The sequence below is a fragment of the Bifidobacterium sp. ESL0820 genome (genome assembly GCF_052606235.1).
This window is the reverse complement of sequence record NZ_CP199594.1, coordinates 1,630,514-1,649,343: the sequence shown is the minus strand read 5'-3', so window position 1 is coordinate 1,649,343 and position 18,830 is coordinate 1,630,514. Positions and strand designations below refer to the sequence as shown.

Sequence of the window (18,830 nt, the reverse complement as noted above, 5' to 3'; positions counted from 1 at the left end):
CATCAAGGCCGGTAGGACAGCAATACCATAGAGGTGTCGATAACCGGGAACAGACGGCAGGCACCGACGCCCATGGTAGGACCCAACGGTCACGATTCGGTGAATTTAACGTCTCATATGGCGGACGTCTCTGTTCCACAATGCAAAGGCATGCTCATTCCGCTCGGACCGGCTCCTATAGGGTTGGCCCTGTCAGCCGGTCACATTCAGCTGACAACTACCACCTAAGGAATGACATCCCCATGGATCAACCCAAGGAGTCGCAGGGCAAGAACCTGCGCAAAACCCTGAAGAACAGGCACATCCAGCTCATCTCGCTGGGCGGCGCCATAGGGACGGGACTCTTCTACGGGTCCGGGGAATCCATCTCATTGGCAGGGCCGGCCATCATCATCGCCTATCTGATAGGCGGTCTGGCCATCTTCATGATCGTCAGGGCCATGAGCGAAATGAGCGTGGAAGACCCCAAGTCCGGCGCTTTCAGCTACTACGCCACCCGCTACTGGTCCAAGCGGGCGGGCTTCGTGTCGGGATGGAACTACTGGATGAACTACGTCCTGGTATCCATGGTCGAACTCTCCGTGGTGGGCACCTTCGTCAACTTCTGGTTCCCGGCAATCCCCGCCTGGGTCTCTGCGGCCTTCTTCCTGGTGGTCATCACGGCCGCCAATCTGATGGGAGTCAGCAAGTTCGGCGAGTTCGAGTTCTGGTTCGCCATCATCAAGATCGCGGCCATCGTCGCCATGATCATCGGCGGCCTGGCCGTCGTAGTCATGGCCCTGCCCACGGCCAACGGACTGCGAGCCTCCTTCGCCAACTGGTTCACCGTGGGCGGCGGGTTCCTGCCCAACGGACTCATGCGTCACGGGGCCAATGGCCAGTGGACCGGTCTGCTCATGTCGCTGGCGGTGGTCATGTTCAGCTTCGGCGGCACCGAGCTGATCGGCATTACCGCCGGAGAGGCCTCCGATCCCCGTCGGACCATTCCCAAGGCCACCAATGCCATCATCTGGAGGATCCTGGTCTTCTACATCCTGACGCTTGGGGTGATCATGGCCGTAGTCCCCTGGAATGCCATCGGCAAGCCCAACGCCCAGGGCATGGTGGTCAGCCCCTTCGTCCAGATATTCGACTCGGTGGGAGTCCACGCGGCCGCAGGCATCCTCAACTTCGTCTGCCTGACTGCGGTCATGAGCGTTTATAACTCGGCCCTCTACTCCAACTCCCGCATGCTCTTCTCCCTGGCCCGGCAGGGCAACGCCCCCAAGTACCTGAGCCGCCTGTCCAAGGGCGGCGTGCCCTACGCAGGAGTGCTGACCTCAGCCTGCATCATCGCCCTGGCCGTGGTCGTGGTCTTCCTCTGGCCCCAGTTCGCCTTCAACTATCTGATGAGCATCGCCACGATCTCGGCCATCATCAATTGGTCCATGATCATGGTGACCGAGATGCTCTTCCGGCGTGCCGTGGCACGAGGCGAGGGGCCGGGCGACCTGGCCGGCAAGACCGGTGAAAGCGCTTTGAACGCCCTGCACTTCAAGCTGCCCTTTGCCCGGGTGACCCCCTGGGCGGTTCTGGCCTTCCTGGCCTTCGTGGTGGTGCTCATGTATTTCTCCCCCAGCTACCGGGTGGCGGTCATCGCCGGGCCCATCTGGCTGGCCATCCTCCTGGTGGCCTACCAGCTGACCCATCGGCACAGGCGCGACTAAGGGGCCCGGCCCAAATCAGGCCGACTGTCTCTCAACGACCCATATGCGTGGCGTATGATTCAATGTCTTGCCGAGATTGTCCCCACATTCGCTGGCTTCAACAATGGCATCGATATAGGCAAAGACAACATTGTCGTAATCGATACTTGTCAATGATGGCTGCAGATAGGCAGCAATGGGGTCATTATCGACTCCGATGATGCGCAGGCCTCGGGGAATTTCGATGCCCTTGTTCTTGACCCTGGAGATCAGAAGCGCGGCCAGCTGATCATTGTAGACGCAGACCCCATCGCATTTGTTCTCGACCAAGCAATTCACCAGAGCGTCTGCCGACTGGCCGTGGTCATGCCATGAGATATTGGCATTCAGTACCAGATTCCGCCCCCCTGCAGCGAGTCCTCGTCGTACACCTGCCAGCCTCGACCCACAAATGGCGCTGTTGCTGGAGGTTGTGGTACCGACATAGGCGATGCGCTCGCAGCCCTTGTCCATGAGGTATCCGGCCTGTTGAGCGCCAACGGATTCCTGAAAATCACCAAACAGCTCTACGGGAGGCAGGCCGTTGTGCTTTTTCCTGGAAGGCCGGAAGAACTCGACCAGAGGAATATGAAGCCTCTTCAGAAGGTCCTTGTCTTCATTAGATAGCTGGAAGAAGGGAACCACAACGCTGGGTGTGATTTCTTCCAGGAGCTGCTTCAACGGAGTGGTCGATCCTGCGGTCTTCGAAAAGAGGCAGGTCAGCCCTCGGTCATGGAGACTCCGGCTCAGTACATTCGTTGCTTCATCGGCCTTGAGCGAGGGCTCGGAATCCACGGTAAGGCATAAAACAACGGTGCCCCTGCCACGTTGCAGTACCCTCCCGGCCGCGGAAGGAACAAACCCCAAGTCATCAGCTGCCTTGATGACTTTCTGCCTGGTCTTCTCAGGGATCGATGCGTCACGATGATTGAGAACGAGGCTGACCGTGGTACGCGAGACACCGGCTTGATCAGCCACATCCTGGCTACGAACCACCCTCTTCTTCGCCACTGGTTCGCTCCTTCCCGGAGGTCTATTTGACATATCTGTCAATCAGTATATTATTACGTGGTAACACGTGTTAGTAGCACGCGTTACCACACTTCATACCATGTACGGCCAAAGGAGCTCGTCGTGAATGAAACTACCCAGAAACCGGCCAGAGACAAGGTCAGCGTCAATCGAATACTAATACTGCTTTTCCCAACCATCATCGGTGTATATGGAGTCTATCAGGCCATAGGGCAAGTACTGCTGCCGGCCCAGATCGTCAGCATTGACCCCACAAATAAGGTGCATGATACAGCCATGATCTCCTTTGTGAATTCACTGGTCGGAACCATCATCCTCCCTGTGGGTGCCGCTATTTCGGACCGGACACGGAGCAGGTTCGGCAGAAGGACTCCCTGGCTCATTATCTCCGCACTTGGAACAGCCCTGGCCTGCATAGGCATGGGCTTCATGACCGGCATCGCAGGTCTGGTCGTCATGGCCGGCCTGGTCTGGTTGTTCGCCAACTGGTTCCAAGGTGTTATCTATGCAGTCATTCCGGACAGGATCCCTGAAGACAAGCGCGGGGTGGCATCATCGGTGACCGGACTGGGGGTTCCCGTGGGAATCCTCGTCTTTGTCAATCTCGCCTCCCGAACAGGTCAGCACTGGGGATACCTCCTGGTCGGACTCTTCCTCCTTGTAGCAGCAGTGGTGTTCTGCATATTTGCCCCCGAACCTTCATCATTGGAGAACCTGCCCCAGGAACCGAAGGAGAAGAAGCGGAAGACCTTCAACTTCAAAGAAATAGGCCATTTCTTCTCAGCCTTCCTGCATTGGGACTTCACCATGGCCTTCATCTCCCGATTCACCTTCTACTTTGCCGCCTTTGCCATTTCAAGCTTCACCTTCTACGTGCTGACCGACTACATCGGCACAAAGAACATCCCGGGGCAAAACCCGACGACCGCGGTGGCAACCATTTCATCCATACAGACCGTGGCCCAGATCATCGCCATCATAATCTTCGGAAAACTCGCTGACATGCTGGACCGCCGTAAGTTGGTCGTGGCCATGTCGTCAATCGTCTACATGGTCTCCTTTATAGTCCCCCTGGTCATGCCGAACTGGATCGGCATGGTCATCTACGCCATCATCAATGGTGCAGCCGGCGGGGTCTACTTCTCCGTCGATATAGCCGTCATGTCCCTCGTCCTTCCCTCCAAGGCCGACGAGGGCAGGGACCTGGGCATTCTGGCCGTTGCGACTTCCGTACCGGCCGCCCTCTCACCCCTGATCGGATCCATGCTGATCAGCGCCACCGGCACCTACGCAGCAGTCTTCGTCTTCGGGATTCTCACGTCATTCCTGGGAGGCGTATTCACCATGCTGATTCGCTCGGTCAGGTAACCACCGCACAAGCCGCCACTAACCATAATCAGAGAAAGGAAATACCGTCATGCCCTACGCAAAGAACGGCAATATAACCATTTACTACGAATCTGCAGGCCCCAAGGACGGGGCACCCCTTATCCTGGTCGCCGGGTATACCTCCCAACTAGTCAGCTGGGATAAGGACCTGACCAGACTTCTCAATCAGCAAGGAATCCGAACCATAGTCTTCGACAACCGCGACGTCGGACTGTCCAGCCAGACCGGGTCACCGGACCAGACCGGCAAACTCTACGATGTGACCGACATGGCCAAGGATGTTCTGGCCATCGCCGACGCCGAAGGCCTTGAACGGTTCAACATCATGGGTGTTTCCATGGGAGGCATGATTACCCAGCAGATTCTGGCCGAGTATTCCCAACGGATATCCTCGGCCATCATCGGGTTCACCGCCCCCTCCCAACATCTCGAATGGTTGACTTCCAAGGAATCTGCGGCCGACGAGGGTGGCAACGTGGGATTGGATGTGGCCTCATCACGGGAAGAAGCCGTCAATCTATTCGTCACCCGCGAGCGAGCCTGCCATACGACCTCGGCTTATCCCTTCAATGAAGAGAAAGTGCGGGAACAGGGGATCCTCACCTATGACCGCTGCTACCGTCCGGACGGCTGGAGAAGACAGCAGGCGGCCATCGCGGACTTCATGGCCGATGAGGACAAACTGGCTGCGCTCGATCTGCCAGTCGCCGTCCTCCATGGGAGACGAGACCCCTTCTTCAGCCCGAAAGCCGGCATCCATATCGCCTCGCTCCTGAAGAACTCCGAATTGCATATATACCCGGGCATGGCTCACGAACTGCCGGAAGCGCTCTGGGACGACTTCGTTCGCATCATCACCAGGACTATAGAACGGGGCCAGAAAACCGAAAAATAAGCAAATCGGTGGGTGCCAAATTCGCAATTGCCGGATTTGGCACCCACCGATAAAACCGATACCCGACCGGCCATCACCGTACATGTTCCGCCATGGCCGGTTTATTATCGCCTGCGATCGAACCACCACCGGAGGCATCCACAAGCTTCGGGCCTGAATGCGGAACACGGGCGGTCCTTGTCGGAGAAATACTCTAGGCTAGTCTATGATTGCAAGCCACTGAAGAGGTCGCCGAACCTATCAGTAACCGGGATCAGACAGTGCGGTGTCGCCTATTCCCGGCGAAAGGATGTCCGGCCGAAACGGTTCGGATCCGCCCATCCGACCCGTTGGGCCCGGGTCGAACAGGTCCGGGACTGTCGCAACCCGATGTTGCGGAGCGCTATGTGCAGTGTCACAGACAGGCAACCCGCCTGGATTCCGCCTGAGCGGAACTGGCCGGGACCGTCGTCATAGGGCTCTCAGGTCAGTTCGAGGAGAAGAGCAGCCATGGCGACCAGGCAGGGCGGAAAGGTCAGCCCCTCCACATCCGACGACCGGGTCCAACGCAACCTCAAGACCCGACACGTCACCATGATCGCCCTGGGCGGCTGCATCGGCACCGGCCTGTTCATGACTTCCGGCTCCACTATTGCCAAGGCCGGACCGGGAGGCGCGCTGGTCGCCTACGCGGCCATGGGCCTCATGGTCTACTTCCTGATGACCAGCCTGGGCGAACTGGCCACCCACCTGCCCACTTCCGGCTCCTTTGCCGCCTATAATGCCCGCTATGTGGATCCGGCACTGGGCTTCGCCATGGGCTGGAACTACTGGCTGAACTGGGCCATCACCGTGGCTGTGGACATCTCCACCGCCGCCCTGCTGATCCAGTACTGGCTGCCCCACACCCCAGGATGGGTCTGGAGCCTGCTGGTCCTGGTGGTCATTTTCCTGATCAACGCCCTGACCGTGTCCACCTTTGGCGAGACCGAGTTCTGGCTCTCCCTGATCAAGGTAGTGACAGTGATCGTCTTCCTGGCCATCGGTCTGGCCATGATCTGCGGCATCATGTTTCGCCCGGCTGTGGGCCTAGGCAACTTCACCTACAAGGATGCCCCCTTTGTGGGCGGATTCCCCGCCATTCTCAACGTCTTTTTGATTGCAGGCTTCTCCTTCCAGGGCACCGAGCTGATCGGCGTCACGGCTGGCGAGTCCGAAAACCCCGGCAAGGCGGTTCCCAAGGCCATCAATGACGTCTTCTGGAGGATCCTGCTCTTTTATATTTTGTCCATCTTCGTCATCGCTGCGCTGATCCCCTACACCAGCCCTAATCTGCTGAGCTCCGCCGAGGGGGACATCGCCATGTCGCCCTTCACCATGGTCTTCCAACGGGCCGGCCTGGCCTCGGCAGCCAGCGTCATGAACGCCATCATCCTGACCTCGGTCCTCTCGTCCGCCAACTCAGGGGTCTACGCCTCCACCCGGATGCTCTACGCCCTTGCCAAGGACCATTACGCCCCGGCCTTCTTCGGGCACACCACCCGTCATGGCATCCCCATGGCCTCGCTGGTCGCCACTCTCGTGGTCTCCCTGGCCACCTTCGCCGCCAGCATCTTCGGCCAGCGGATCTACATGTGGCTGGTGGCCGCCTCTGGGCTCACCGGATTCATCGTCTGGATCGGCATCGCACTCAGCCACTATCGCTTCCGCCGCGCCTGGGTGGTCCAGGGCCACCGGGTTGAGGAGCTGCGCTACCATGCCAAGCTCTTCCCCCTGGGGCCCATCCTGGCCCTGATTCTGTGCATCATCGTCATCGGCGGGCAGAACATCGAGGCCTTCGTCAACTGGAACTGGCAGGAGATCGGCGTCACCTACATCAGCGTGCCCCTGGTGCTTGCGCTCTACCTGGGCTACAAGATCCGATACCATACCCGTATCGTTCCCCTGAAGGAGATGGATTTGAGCGGGGATCCGGAATCGCTATGAAAGATTTGTCAACTAGCATGACACATTATGACCATGGGAGCTGGAAAGCCACACCAATGGCATAGACTCCCTAAGCGTTCGAGGACCGGCTCAAGGACCCGGCCATATGAATCTGTTCCGGCATCCAGCCGGCATATCAGGAATCGCAATCTCAGTACGACCCCGGACTCCCCGGTGCGTCGCCCAGCCAAAAGGAGGAGGATCATGACGCGGAACACCAGCAATGCAGCGTCGAACACCAATCAATCCGACCGGGCCGGGCAAGAGCATCATGGCTACGGCAGCGTCAAGCGCAACCTCAAGACCCGCCACATCTCCATGATCGCCCTGGGCGGCTGCATCGGCACGGGCCTGTTCATGACCTCCGGCTCCACCATTTCCACAGCCGGCCCCGGCGGCGGACTTCTGGCCTACATAGCCATGGGCGTCATGGTCTACTTCCTGATGACCAGCCTGGGCGAGCTGGCCACCCACCTGCCGGTGTCGGGATCCTTCGCCGCCTACAGCGCCCGCTACGTGGATCCGGCCCTGGGCTTCGCCATGGGCTGGGACTACTGGCTGAACTGGACCATCTCGGGTGCCGTGGACATCTCCACCGCCGCCCTGCTGATCCAGTACTGGCTGCCCCACACCCCAGGATGGATCTGGAGCCTGCTGGTCCTGGTCATCGTCTTCCTGATCAACGCCCTGACGGTCTCCGCTTTCGGGGAGACCGAGTTCTGGCTCTCCCTGATCAAGGTGGCCACCATCATTGTCTTCCTGGTCATCGGCATGGCCATGATCTGCGGCATCATGTTCCAGCCGGCGGTCGGCCTCAAGAACTTCACCTACAAGGACGCCCCCTTCGTGGGAGGCTTCCCGGCCATCATGAGCGTCTTCCTGATCGCCGGCTATTCCTTCCAGGGCACCGAGGTGGTAGGCGTGACCGCTGGCGAGTCCGAGAACCCCGGCAAGGCGGTCCCCAAGGCCATCAACGACGTCTTCTGGCGGATCCTGCTCTTCTATGTGCTCTCCATCTTCGTCATCGCCGCCCTGATCCCCTACACCAGCCCCAACCTCCTGGGTGCCTCTGATGGGAACATCGCCATGTCGCCTTTCACCCTGGTCTTCCAGCGGGCCGGCCTGGCCTCGGCGGCCAGCGTCATGAACGCGGTGGTGCTGACATCCATCCTTTCGGCCGTCAACACCGGGGCCTACGCCTCCAGCCGCATGCTCTACGGACTGGCCAAGGACCACTATGCCCCGGCCATCTTCGCCAGGACCACCAAGAGGGGCATCCCCCTGGCGGCCCTGGTAGCCACGGTCTGCATGTCCCTGGCCACCTTCGCCTCCAGCATCTTCGGCCAGTCCTTCTACATGTGGCTGGTGACCGCCACTGGACTGACCGGCTTCATCGCCTGGATCGGCATCGCCCTGAGCCACTTCCGCTTCCGGAGGGCCTTCAAGCTCCAGGGGCACGACCTGAGCGAGCTCAAGTACCACTCCAAGCTCTATCCGCTGGGCCCGGTCCTGGCCATGGTGCTCTGCGTCATCGTCATCGCCGGACAGGACATCCCCTCCCTGCTCAGCCTGAACTGGTCGCACATGGCCATGACCTACTTCAGCGTGGTCCTGGTCCTGGTCCTCTACCTGGGCTTCAAGTTCGTCAACCACACCAAGATCGTGCGTCTCAAGGACATGGACGTGTCCGGCGCCGAATCCGCCCGCTGAAGCAGAAGGCGCCCCGCAGATGATCTGTTCCATCCGCGGGGCGCCATCAGGCCAAGCCCAAGCCTAGGCCAACAACGATGGCTTCGACCTTCTGACCGGAATGGCCACCATCAAGGCCAGCGAGACCATAAGCAAGGCCGCCAGGCTCACTGCAGCGACATCCGCTCCGGTGGAGGACAAGCCACCGCTCCCGACTGATGCATCACGGCCAGGGTCGTGACGATCATTTCCGCTGACACCGGCAGAGATCAGACTGGTGCCTTGTCCCAGACTGCCGCCTTGCGTTCCATTTCCGCCCGGTCCGCTGAGGGGAACCAGGGCCTTGATAGCCTCCTGAAGACCTTTCAGCGCCTGATCAACTGCCGCCTGGTCGGCATTGGGATCGTCATAGACAGCCTGTGCCTGCATTCGAGCCGCAGTGAAAGCCAGCCAGGAACCGGACTCGTATTTGCCCTGGTCCAGACCATCGGCCTTCTTCAAGGCAGCAGAAAGGCCAGATTTGTCGACTTTGACCGAGGAATCAACCACCTTGACCCGGACTTTCACATCAGGGTGGGCGAGCTCTTCATTCGCATCCATGTCCAGCACGGGCAGACCATCTGCTGCCCAATGGACCCGGCGCACGAAAGTATCCCGCCCGGAATAGTTGCGGTAGCCATCCGTCCTGTTGGCGTATGCGTGGAAGACGTAGATCTGATTGCCGTCCTCGTCCTCGCTCCACATGCCATGGCCCGTGCCCAGCTGCCACTTTCCGTTGAAAATGCCCGAGTTCTGGATGGGGTAGTTCAGATTGCTCCAACTGGCTGGATCGGTCAGGTCGGTATTGCCTGATCCGTCGGCCACAGCCATGCCGGTGGTGTAGGTCTTGCCGACCGAAGAACCGGAATACATGAGATAGAGCTTGCCCTGGTGCAGGGTTACATTGGGCCCCTCGGCGATTGTGGCGTTCCAAGCGTAATCAGGAGCGACAATCCTCACCGGGTCGGTAGTGACATGAGCAGGGTCGGCAGGATTCATCCTGGCCAAATAGGTGGCCCCCAGCTGCTGCCAGACGTAATAGGATTGTCCCTTCTGATCCTGGAAGTAGCTCATATCCAAGGACATGCCGACACTTCCATCAGCGGCAAGGGCCAGAGGGCGCCCGTCGGAACGAGTCACGGCTCGCGGCCGCTCCCAGTTGGAAGCGACGGTCGGGTCGAGATCATGACCTCCGGCATCCTGCTTGAGCTGCATATAAACCGCCTTGCCATTGGTCCACTGGTTTCCGTATCCAGCCATGAACAGGACTGTCAGCCTGCCATTGATCTCGTGAATCTCAGGCGCCCAGAAGCTGTGCATGATCGGCTGCCCCTCTGCATCGGGATCCCCCGCCTTAAGGATGATATGCTCCTTGGCGTTGTACCCGTTGGCATCAATCAACCCGGAATCCTGGCCAGGGGTGTCAGCCAGATCGGCAATGGCATCGGCCATCCGCAGAGGCATATGGGGACTGCCATGCTGCCAGGTGCAGTCTCCTTCAATGTCGTTGGTGGCAATCATGAGGTACTTGGTGTCCACCCGTTCGTGGCCGTCCACCTGCCGCTTCCACTGCCACTTGTAGATGGAGGGGTCAGCGCGCTCCTCAGCGAAAGGAACTCTGTAGGAGGTCTGGCCAATGGTGCCGGTAACCTCGTATTCCCCGACTTTGTTCAAGTCAAGATGCGAGGTATCCCAGTCTCTGATGGGCAGCGAACCCGTGGAACCGTCGGAATAGGTCAGTCGAGCGGTTTTCGGCAGCTTCAATCCGTCAGCCGAACTCCCTTTGGTCACGGTGATGTCCTTGAAACCATCCACGCCGGTGTTGGTCAGACGGCCGAATCGGATTTGCAGGGCCTTGACACGGTCCTGGTCAATAACGATGGACGAACCGTGGCGATAGTCATCGATGCCCTGAACCTTTGACGCCGGTTGGCTGCCGCCGACCGTGGCGAACCGCCCGACATGGACAGGCCCATGCACGGAATCCTTGTCCTTGAGCTCAGCAAAGCTGGTGTACTTGGGCACTCCGTTGTCGTCATACCACCCGATCATGGTGGTCTTGGATGCCGTATCGTAGACCCCATAGGGATTGTTGACCCCGTTGGTTTCGCCCAGGTCAATCAGGCCTGCGGAGTTCGGGGACTCCTCATAGGCAAGCAGGTCGGTGGACCGGGCAAAGAGCAGGCGACCAGGACTGTCCGGCACATCCGTCCCCCGGTTGGTGCGCACGGAGAGGATACCGTAGGACCCGTCCCCCATCATGAAAATCGAGGGGTCCTTGAGGCTGCGCGCGTAGTCCCTGGTGTTCTGGTTGACGGGCTGCGAAGCGTAACCCAGCGGGAAGAAGATGCCATAGTTGCCGTTGTAGGGCTGGTACCGCCCCGAAGCTTCGTCCTTGAGGGCCAGATGCATGCTGTGCGCGATATCACCGTTGTTGGCTGTATCCGCCGAGGTCGCATTACGGTCGTAGGCAAGGAGGGTGCTGGCCTTCGACTTGGGAAGGACTTTCACCTCGAAGTCTTTGACAATGGGATCGGCAACCCCCGCGGCGGCGATTCTGGCAGTGATCCGTCCAGAGACAGGCTCGTCACCAGCTATGGAAACCAGACCCCCATCTTGGATGGAGATGCCGGAAGCGGCCTGAAGCTGCAGGGTCGTATGATCCGGAGCCACAGGAAGCTTGGTCCCCGAGGCGATCAGGGGCGGGATGACGTAACCGTCAGCCGCCTCCTGCAACCTTTCGGCCTTGGTCTTCGTGCTCGGTTTGACAGTGATGCGGTAGCTCTTGCTGCCGGTCAATCCACGCACTGTGGTGGTAGCCGTCATGGTTACCGTTTGATCCTGAGCGCCGGAGGGCGGCTGGTTGACCATACCCTTATCGGTGATGACCGAAGGATCCGATGAGGACCAGGTTACCGTGCCGCCTGCTGTGGGCAGAGCCAGGTAGTCGCCGTCCACGCTCTGGTCATGGAAGCCCAGGGCATCGATGCGTCCGTCCACCAGTTCGCTCCTGTGGATGTTGGCGTCGACAGTGCTGATGCTCCTGACCTGTCCAGCGTCCAAGGCCCTGCCGTAGACGCGGAAGTTGGCCACCTGGCCCTTGAAATTCACATCCTTCCAAGGCGAGTGGCCGATGGTGTTGAGGCTCTGGTCGCCAATGTCGGCAGTGGTGACGGGAACCTTGCCAGAGGCGACCTCCTCGCCATCGACGTAGAGTCTGGCCATGCCGTCCGACCCGTCCAAGGTGGCTGTCACCGACATCCACTGGTCGGCCCGGACCGCGCAGGAGCCCGACTGGACCAGATGCTCGATCCCCTTCGCCTTGATGCCCACCAGGGGCTGGCGTCCGAAGGCGCAGTTGAGGGAACTGAACAGGTATTCCTGGTTGGAGGCGTTGCCGATGTTCCACATGAAGTGGAAGCTCTTGAGCATGTCGGGATCCGCCTTGACCTCCATCTGGACGGTAGCGGAGGACTTGTCTGAAAGCAGATCCGCAGGCAGCCGAACCCAGCTGCCCCCTCCGTTCCAGTCCCCACCGGAAAGAACCAGGGATTGATCCTTCCACAGATCGTCTCCCGGGTTCTGCACCTGTGCTTGGCCAAAGGCGCTGCCAGGGGCGGTATTGGCGACCGTGCGCCCGTCCGATGGCTTGCTGGCGAAGGAGTACTCGGCCAGCAAATCGTCGGTGGGCAGGCTCTCAACAGCGCTTGCTGCTGCAGGGATGAAAGCCAACCCGGCCAAGGCGGTCGGAATCGCCATCATCCAGGCGATCATTCTTCCACATCGTTTCACTTCTGCTCATCTCCATCCATGGCTGATGCCGACCCCTGTCGACGGACGAAGAACCTGCAGACGGCAATGAGAACCAGCCCCAGGCTTGCTGCCAGCAGGAGGCCTGGAACCTTCGACAGGTCCACACCTGTGGCGGAGAGGGAGGGGCGGGCCTGTGCATGCGGGTTCGCAGTGCCCGAAGAATTGCCGGATGATGAATGCCCCGGTTTCTGGGCGTTGTCCTTGTCGGGTGCAGGCTGGACGCTGCGAATCTGGGTCAGTTTGACCTGGTAGGTCCTTGTGGTGGCCTTATCGGCTGCCGTGACCGTGATCGTCAGCATCCTTTCAGCTGATCCAGGAGAGTCCAAGGTCAAGGCGACAGTAGCCTGATCATCCGTGGCGAGAGCGGCGATGTCGGCTTCAGCCAGTCCAGGCAGGTCGGCGAGCGCCAGCGTAGCAGTACCCGCCAAGGCCTGCGCCAGATCCACTGGCTGGCCGGCCACGGTCAGAGACTTGAGGCTGGCGTCATTGGAGAGGACCTTGACCGTGACCTCCACGGGCATCCGAGAAGCATCCGCAGCGATTCCGCTTACCCTGAAGGTTCCTGGGTGGCTGTAGGCGGACGGATCCACGGCATCCCAAGCCACCTTCACCTGCTCCTTGCTTCCGTCAGCCTTGGTCAGCTCCACCTTGGCAGGAAGGTTCGGCGTGGGATCCTGACCGACCTTCGTCTCTACAGACATGGCCGGAACCGAGACGACCGCCACATGGGGCGCATAGGCCTCCAGGACCTTCTGATACTGAGCCCTGGTCACTGGCAGGACAGTGCCATGCCGTGGTTTGCCGCCGTCCGTATTGGTCGGGAAGTTGGCCTCGGGCATCTTGTCGCCGATCACCTTCCACTGGTCGGCCTTGGATATATTGTTCGTGGCCATCGGCACATAGTGGTTGGGACCGCCGTGGTAATTGGGCTGATCGGCAAAGAGGTAGTACTGGTATCCGTTGACATCCCCATCGTTCGCCCGGAAAAGGGATGGGCCTTCTCCGGCGCTGAAAGTACCGCCGTAGCCGTTGGCCTGCCCGCCGCCGATGCGCTCCCCGACCAGAGACCAGCCGCTGGCATCACTGGATGCGGCAGTGGGATAGGATCCGGCAACCTTGGCCAGAAGGTCCTTGGACTTCTCCTGACGCAGGGTCATGGTCTTCTCGTCCTTGTAGACGCGATAGTAAAGGCCGTCTTCCTTTTGCACGGTGGCATCGATGGATCCCGAGCCGGGCTGACCCCTGCGGTCTACATCGATCCAGACTTGGGGCTTGGAGAAGTTGATGAAATCGTCGGTGGTGACATACATCATCCGGTTGTAAGTCAGCGCGGTCCTTTCAGCCGGATCGATGCCTGGATACAGGTTGGAGGCCCAGTAGACCACGTACTTGCCGATCTCAGCATCGTAATAGGCCTCAGGCGCCCAGGTGTTCCCGGCATAGTCGTTGCTCACCTTGACATGCCGCTCCTGGGACCAGTGGGTCAGATCATCCGACTCCCAGATCTCGATGTATTTGGATCCGTTGGCCTGGGCACCCATGAAACCGCTCAGCCCTCCGGGCGCATTGGGGCGTCCGGATATCTTCAGATCGGTGGCCAGCATGTAGAACTTGTCGCCATCCTTGGACCTCATGATGAAGGGATCACGAAGCCCCTGCTCGCCCTTGCTGGAGGTGAAGAGGGGCGAACCGTTGTTCAGCGTGTTCCAGTCCAGCGCATTGTTGCCCTTGGACGCAGCCAGGCTGATCTTCTCGCCGCCGACGCCCTCGCCAGTGAAGAATGCCCAGACATAGGCCTGATCCTTGGAGTTGTCGGCAGGCATGGGCTGCACCTTGAGGGTGAACTCCTTGACCAGCCTGCTGTCGCCATGTCTGACCTCCAGGCTCAGAACCACGGTTGCAGCCGGCTTGCCAGCGGCGGGACGGTTGACCTTCACAGTCTTGGAAGAGGCGTTGACGCCATCAACGATCACCGCGCCGACCGTTCCCGGATCCTTGAGGGACCAGGTGAAGGAGGAACCGTGTTCCCCAACTGTAGGAATGGAAACGTTGGTTCGCACATCGTCGGCATTCTCGATGCCCACGGCATCCAGATCAGCCTGCGCCTGCTCCTGATCGCTCAGAAGATGGGGAACCAAAACCTGATAGGCCTTGGTGCGAGTGACCCCGTTCAGGCTGAAAGTGGCCGTCAGGGTCACCTTCGCATCCGGCTGCCCGGAAGCAGGCCTGCTGACAGTGACTGTCCCGTCACCAGCCACTGCCAGGGCCGGTGAATCGGATGCCCAGTCCAGATGCACGCCCGAGAGGTCCATGGGGAGGGTGAAGTTCTCACTCGCCTGAGCAGGGACTGCTACCGTCGGTATGATCTTCTCCAAGGCCTGGCTGGTATAGAGCCCCTTGACCCCAGCGGCATCCATGGCCTGATCGTAGATGGCGTAATCATCGACCTCGATCCTGCTCTTGGGATCGGGATAGGAGGATTTGCCCAGGTAAGCGACCAGATCCCCGTAATTGCTGAGACCGCCCATGGGTATGGAGTAGGTGGAAGAACCCAGCGGAGCGCCATTGAGATAGGAGCTCATCGTTCCTGTGGAGCCGCTGATGACTGTGGTGTACAAGGCCATGTCGTCAGTGGATTTGGAGCCGGATGAGGGAGCCCCGGTGGATCCTGGACCCACTTCGGTGCCCCATGGGGACTGGTTGGGCTGATTGGCGGTCGCCGTGGTCATTACCGCCTTGACCCGCCCCGCAGGATTGGATGGGTTGAGCAGGAAATACCCTTTGGTGGTATCTGCGTTCCCTATGTAGGCCGCTGAAGTGTTCATGGAGCCGGAATTATTCTTCAGCCAGATCGAAACGGTAAGGTCCTGCTTATCCTTCAAGGCACTGGTAGGAATGACTACGTCCTGGGTGCCGGTCAGCACGAGGCGGCCGTCCTTGACGGAAGCATCGCCTTCCAGAGTGGCGTCACTGTGACCGTCAGAGCCCTCGTTGGCTATGGTCCGGCCGCTGGGGGCAGCGTCGAAGGAGTAATGGATCAGCGGTTTCTCTGTCTCCTCACCCGATGCGACAAGGGGCAGCAGCGACCCCGATGCCAGTGTTGCACACCCTAGGAGCAGCCCCAGGGCTTTCTTTCCATGTCCGTTCATTAACGGGCCTCTTCCTGTGTAATGCCACCACATCATTGCGGTGGCTCTTGAATGCTCCCGGAACAGCTGATTCCGGGAGCCTATTGTCTTGGACTGCCGACGCCGGCCGTTCCTCGAAAGACCCATAGGGACAGCCGGCCAGAGCAGTCAGTGCCTGGATGCCGACCTATACCCGGCCGATCGCAACCAGCAGATTGCTAGGACTGCGCATGCGAGCGCAGCCAAGGCAATGACGCCAACGGATGCACCTGTTTGAGAAAGCCCCGGGTCCGGTGAAACCGACCCAGCACCTCCTGCCTTGACTTGCTCAATGGGAGATGTCTGGGAGAGGTGGGTATCCGACGTGCCAGGCACGCCAATGTCTGCAGCCTTGGCGACAAGCCCGGTCACCTTGGTGGAGGATGGCTTGACCAGTTTGTCGGTGTACCCCAGATAATCGACTCTGATATCTCCGGAGACCTCATCCGGCACAGTCAGCGTCGCCTTTCCATCAGCCCCCAGTTTCACATCGGCCGTCCAGGACTGGCTCAGCCGCGATGCCGGGCTTTGCGTGATACGTACAGCGCCAGCCACATCGCCCTGGTCTTCGGCCTTGACGGTCACGCTCAGTTTGCGGCTGTCCGAGGCATAATCAGCCTGGGTTGTGGAGGCGACCGGTTCCAGATGCGAGGGGTTGGCTGTGGTGTACCTATGCATGGCTTCCAGAACATTCCGAGGCACGGCAACGAAAGCCCCATGCCTCTTCGGGGTGGGCATGCCGTCATCCGTGACATACCCGGTGACGCCCTTGCCCGGCTTCTTCTGAGTAAACCATCCCGGCGTCTGCGAAAGTCTGTGGGACCAGTCGGTGCGGCTCAGATCCGTCTTGCTGGTCATAAAGGGTTGATAACCCCCGGAATCAGCCATGATGACCATGGCGTCACCGGCTTCGTTCTGGTTGACGTCATCCTTGTTCAGAGCTATGGATTCCGGCCCCTCAAAGGGAAGCAGCCGCTGGTCGAGCAACCGCCAGGTGCTGGTCTCATCAGCATCGGGATCCGAACTGGCCGTGGTGCAGGTCAGGCACTTCGATCGTTCCAGGAAGGTGGACTTGCCATCCACTACGTAGGATCCTGCGGCACCGTTCTCCTCGTTTTTGGTCATTCGGTAGTAGTAGCTGCCGATTTTGAAAACCGTGGAGTCAATGCGCGAGTATCCGGTGTCCTGCCAGTCCTTGGCGGGGGTGAAGGTTTTGAAGTCCCGGGTGATGGCATAGCGCACGATGTTATACGGGGAACCCTTCTTCCCGGTGACGGCTGTCGAGCGTGAGCCGTCGGTATAGGCCCGTGAGGAGAAGAAGACCACATAGGCGTTCAGCGCGTCATCCCAGAATGCCTCAGGAGCCCAGGTCATCCCCTGGTTGGGGGAGTTGACGACGATCCCTGCATCCGAACCGTCATCGGCGTTGGTCCGCGTCCAATTGACCATGTCCTTGGATTTCCAGGCTTCGATCTTCAGCGAGCCATATTGCTGGTTCTGGCCCCAGCCCTGGCGCGAGACCTTCAGATCGGTGGCGATCATATAGTATTCGTCGCCATCATGCGAGCGCAGCACGTATGGATCGCGCAAGCCAGTGGTGTCTGTCTTGGAAGTGATGACGGGGTCGCCATTGTTGATGGGGCTGAAGGAGAAGAAGTCATTGCGCTCGGTGGAGGTCGCCGATTCATAGAGGGCCTCACCGATTTTTCCTCCGGTCTTGTCAGCGTCAGAGAGAAAAGTGACCGAGGCGTACCCGACATTGGGCGCAGACCTCGGCTTCTCCTTGACCACGACATCGACGCTGCGCGATACAGTGCGCCCATTGCCCGCCTTGGCGGTGGCCGTCAGGCTGACCTTCTTGGAATCACCCTGCCCATAAGAGGGTCGGGTGACGATGCCGGCGCCCCGATAGGGGTCGGCTGCCCCATTGGCTGGTGCCCGGTAATTGCTGTCCGTCGGACTGATGCGACCGGGATCGGAAGAGGTCCAGGTGACGTCAACATCATGTCTGGGTCCCTTGGCCAGCAAAGGCAGGTTCCCTGTCGCCTGAGAGGGAACCCCGGCGATCAGAGCATCCACATCATCTTGGGCAGCCGTTTCCGGATCCAAGGGTTTGACGGTTACGTCGACTGAACTGACCAGTCCGCCAGCCCGGCTGGTGGCGGTGATGGTGCTGGTTCCAGCCTTCACAGCCTTGACCTTGCCCTTGGCATCGACCGTAGCTGCAGAGGGATTGGACGAGGCCCAGCTCACCTCCTTGCTGATGGCACTCTCAGGCGTGATTGTTGCGGTCAGCTGCCGCTCATCATTCTCCATCAAGGCCAGAGATCCGTTCACCAGGCCGGTTCCGGTCACGGTTAGCCCAGTCGGCATGACCAGATCGGCCCCCTTGTAGATCTTCAGGTCATCAATGGCGCCATTCCAGTACGCATCGCCCTGATAGAAAGATCTGCCGATGTAGGTGGTGGAACCCCCCAGATCGGAGAGCTTGATACCGGTCTTGGTCTTGATTCCCACCAACTTGTTGTCCCTGAGCAAGGCCATGGAATCATCCTTGATGATGATTCGGAAGTCATGCCAGATTCCATCATTATTGTCGAGCTGCTCCTTGAAGGAGGGCTCATTGTGCCAGCCATTGTCCGCAACCGCCAATTTGGCGCTGGTTTTGCTCAGATAGAAGAAAAGGTAATGTGAGGCATCTTTGCCGATAGCCAGCGAGAAATAATTGCCATCGTCAGCATGCCTCGACTTGGCAGCGAAGTCGATGGTCGCCTCGTTGCCTATTGACCCGAAGATTTCCGAAGGCAGCTGAGCATATTGAACGTTTTTTGAAGTATCTGACTGACCGTTCTGCAGATTCAGCGCCTCGTTTCCGTTTCGGTCTCCGAAGGCCCCGATGGATGCCCCGCCGTGAAGAGTCATGGCATAGCCATTGACTGAATCCAAGAGATTACCCTGGCTAAAGTCATAGGAGGCAACCGGGGTCAGTGATCTGGTTTCCTGCCCTTTTGTCTCAGGGCGCTCAAGGGCGTATGCCGTACCTCCCGCGAAGGACAGCAACATCGGCAGGGTCACAATGACCGACACCAATGTTTTCATTTTTTTCATGCGCTCCAC

General features: G+C 59.5%; 9 protein-coding genes and 1 riboswitch. Of the genes, 5 read left to right on the top strand and 4 right to left on the bottom strand.

The genetic code is table 11. The annotated features are described in order from the left end of the window. Positions 1–242 precede the first annotated feature (242 nt). Positions 243–1,706, top strand: a complete 1,464-nt coding sequence (locus tag ACUIAH_RS06435; protein WP_445340725.1) for an amino acid permease — start codon at positions 243–245, stop codon at positions 1,704–1,706. Positions 1,707–1,721: 15 nt separating this feature from the next. Here the strand turns inward: ACUIAH_RS06435 and ACUIAH_RS06430 are convergent, their stop codons facing one another. Continuing rightward, positions 1,722–2,735 carry a LacI family DNA-binding transcriptional regulator gene (locus ACUIAH_RS06430; RefSeq protein WP_045925024.1) on the bottom strand — a complete coding sequence of 338 codons (1,014 nt, stop codon included), beginning with the start codon at positions 2,733–2,735 and terminating at the stop codon, positions 1,722–1,724. Positions 2,736–2,858: 123 nt separating this feature from the next. On the opposite strand from ACUIAH_RS06430, the gene ACUIAH_RS06425 reads away from it, so the two are divergent. The 4 genes from ACUIAH_RS06425 (at position 2,859) to ACUIAH_RS06410 (ending at position 8,715) form a co-directional block, all read left to right on the top strand. Further along, on the top strand, positions 2,859–4,124 hold the full coding sequence (locus ACUIAH_RS06425; protein WP_445340724.1) for an MFS transporter: 1,266 nt from the start codon (positions 2,859–2,861) through the stop codon (positions 4,122–4,124). Between the two features lie 49 nt (positions 4,125–4,173). After that, positions 4,174–5,040, top strand: a complete 867-nt coding sequence (locus tag ACUIAH_RS06420) for an alpha/beta fold hydrolase (RefSeq protein WP_045925026.1) — start codon at positions 4,174–4,176, stop codon at positions 5,038–5,040. 214 nt (positions 5,041–5,254) lie between these two features. Further along, a riboswitch (Lysine riboswitch) is annotated at positions 5,255–5,433 on the top strand. A 180-nt stretch (positions 5,434–5,613) separates the two neighbouring features. Continuing rightward, the gene (locus tag ACUIAH_RS06415; protein WP_372338686.1) at positions 5,614–7,005 is read left to right on the top strand and encodes an amino acid permease; all 1,392 of its coding nucleotides are present in this window, start codon (positions 5,614–5,616) and stop codon (positions 7,003–7,005) included. A 204-nt stretch (positions 7,006–7,209) separates the two neighbouring features. Then, positions 7,210–8,715: an amino acid permease gene (locus ACUIAH_RS06410; RefSeq protein ID WP_445339438.1), complete on the top strand. Its 1,506-nt coding sequence runs from the start codon at positions 7,210–7,212 to the stop codon at positions 8,713–8,715. Positions 8,716–8,778: 63 nt separating this feature from the next. On the opposite strand, the gene ACUIAH_RS06405 is transcribed toward ACUIAH_RS06410, so the two are convergent. The 3 genes from ACUIAH_RS06405 to ACUIAH_RS06395 all read right to left on the bottom strand — a co-directional run bounded on the left by ACUIAH_RS06405 (position 8,779) and on the right by ACUIAH_RS06395 (position 18,821). Continuing rightward, complete coding sequence (locus ACUIAH_RS06405; protein ID WP_445340723.1) at positions 8,779–12,495, bottom strand: family 43 glycosylhydrolase; 3,717 nt, start codon at positions 12,493–12,495, stop codon at positions 8,779–8,781. Between the two features lie 26 nt (positions 12,496–12,521). Further along, positions 12,522–15,695: an immunoglobulin-like domain-containing protein gene (locus ACUIAH_RS06400; RefSeq protein WP_445340722.1), complete on the bottom strand. Its 3,174-nt coding sequence runs from the start codon at positions 15,693–15,695 to the stop codon at positions 12,522–12,524. Between the two features lie 147 nt (positions 15,696–15,842). Then, positions 15,843–18,821, bottom strand: a complete 2,979-nt coding sequence (locus ACUIAH_RS06395) for an Ig-like domain-containing protein (protein ID WP_445340721.1) — start codon at positions 18,819–18,821, stop codon at positions 15,843–15,845. Between the last annotated feature and the right edge of the window lie 9 nt (positions 18,822–18,830).

Coding starts and splice junctions, on each gene's coding strand:
- ACUIAH_RS06435 (WP_445340725.1), top strand. CDS start 243: ATGGATCAACCCAAGGAGTCGCAGGGCAAGAACCTGCGCAAAACCCTG.
- ACUIAH_RS06420 (WP_045925026.1), top strand. CDS start 4,174: ATGCCCTACGCAAAGAACGGCAATATAACCATTTACTACGAATCTGCA.
- ACUIAH_RS06415 (WP_372338686.1), top strand. CDS start 5,614: ATGATCGCCCTGGGCGGCTGCATCGGCACCGGCCTGTTCATGACTTCC.
- ACUIAH_RS06410 (WP_445339438.1), top strand. CDS start 7,210: ATGACGCGGAACACCAGCAATGCAGCGTCGAACACCAATCAATCCGAC.
- ACUIAH_RS06405 (WP_445340723.1), bottom strand. CDS start 12,495: ATGATGGCGATTCCGACCGCCTTGGCCGGGTTGGCTTTCATCCCTGCA.
- ACUIAH_RS06400 (WP_445340722.1), bottom strand. CDS start 15,695: ATGAACGGACATGGAAAGAAAGCCCTGGGGCTGCTCCTAGGGTGTGCA.
- ACUIAH_RS06395 (WP_445340721.1), bottom strand. CDS start 18,821: ATGAAAAAAATGAAAACATTGGTGTCGGTCATTGTGACCCTGCCGATG.